At 39.2% G+C, this 1,455-nt stretch carries 1 protein-coding gene and 1 pseudogene; both read left to right on the plus strand.

What is annotated here, in order from left to right:
* The first annotated feature begins 45 nt into the window (after positions 1–45).
* Positions 46–582, plus strand: coding sequence for a hypothetical protein (locus T360_RS14175; protein WP_051523232.1), 537 nt, complete (start codon positions 46–48; stop codon positions 580–582).
* Positions 567–1,418 (plus strand): annotated as a pseudogene (locus T360_RS0100060) (IS3 family transposase); the annotation flags it as partial. The gene T360_RS14175 and the pseudogene T360_RS0100060, both read left to right, overlap by 16 nt.
* Positions 1,419–1,455 lie beyond the last annotated feature (37 nt).

The raw sequence follows: 1,455 nt of genomic DNA on the forward strand, positions 1-1,455 counted from the left end.
TGAAGTGCACCCCGAAAGTTAGACAAAAAACTTTCGGGGTGTATTATGTTAAAGAAAAAGCAAAAGAGGCAAAGCCTATCAGACTATCTCCGTTATATGCATATGCTAGAGGAAGGATATAGTTTCAGGTATATCAGTAACCATTACGGTTCTGATGAGAAATTTCTAAAAGTATTATGGCAAAGATATCAAGAATTAGGTATAGATGGTCTCAAGAAAAGAAGTTATTTTCGCTCTACTCCGGAAATAAAGAGGCAAATAGTTCTTGATATTGAGAAAAATCATTTACCTTTGCACGCAGCTTCGATAAAATACGGTCCATGTACAACTCTGATAGTACGTTGGCTTAGGATATACAGATCAGAAGGACTTTCCGGTTTGGAGCGTGTTAAAAAACGAGGCAGACCACTAGGTATGGGTAGACCAAAGAAGGACAGTAAACCACTGACAGAGCTTGAAAGGCTTCGTAAGGAAGTACAAGAGCTAAGAACAGAGAATGCTCTGCTAAAAAAAGTGAGAGCCTTAGTCGAGGAAAGGAACGCCCGTCTACGCGCGATTGGGCAAAAGCCATCGAAGAACTAAGGCTTGAAGGATATCCGTTGCAGTTTATGTTGCAAAGGATGAAGATGGCTCGTTCCGTATTCTATTACTACCTCTCGCATATGAATGAAGGTGATGGCTATGACGATCTGCGAAACAGAATAAAAGCCATATATGACGAGAATAATGGTCGATATGGATACAGGAGAATATGTTTCGCTTTGAGAAACGAAGGTAAGATTATAAATCACAAAACAGTACAGAAGCTTATGAGACAGCTCGGTTTGAAAGCCAAATGCAAGAAACGACACTATCACTCCTACAAGGGTGAAGTGGGAAAGATTGCGCCTAATGTGCTGGAACGTGATTTTACAGCAGAATGTCCAAACCAGAAGTGGACTACTGATGTTACTCAGGTAAGTATCAACGACAAGAAACTGTACCTCTCGCCTATATTGGACATGTTCAATGGAGAAATTATCTCTTACAGCATATCTAACAGTCCCAACCTGCAGATGGTCATTTCTATGCTCAGAAAAGCATTTGGGAAATATCATAATACAGATGGTCTAGTATTACACTCTGATCAGGGTTGGCATTATCAGCATATGATGTATCAGAAGATACTCAAAGACCATGGAATCGTACAAAGCATGTCAAGGAAAGGCAACTGTCTGGACAATGCCATGATGGAAAACTTCTTCGGACTTATGAAGAACGAATTACTATACGTGAATCATTTTGAATCTGTCGAAGAGTTTGAACGAGAACTGAAGAAATATATCTGGTGGTATAACAATAAAAGAATAAAACTGAGATTAAAAGGAATGAGCCCGGCTATATACCGAGCTCACTACTATAGAGAGATAAATAATTAACGTTTAATTTAATGTCCAACTTTTCGGGGTCACATCA

It is taken from the genome of Prevotella sp. MA2016, from assembly GCF_000619825.1.
Taxonomy (GTDB): Bacteria; Bacteroidota; Bacteroidia; order Bacteroidales; family Bacteroidaceae; genus Prevotella.

Coding starts and splice junctions, on each gene's coding strand:
- T360_RS14175 (WP_051523232.1), top strand. CDS start 46: ATGTTAAAGAAAAAGCAAAAGAGGCAAAGCCTATCAGACTATCTCCGT.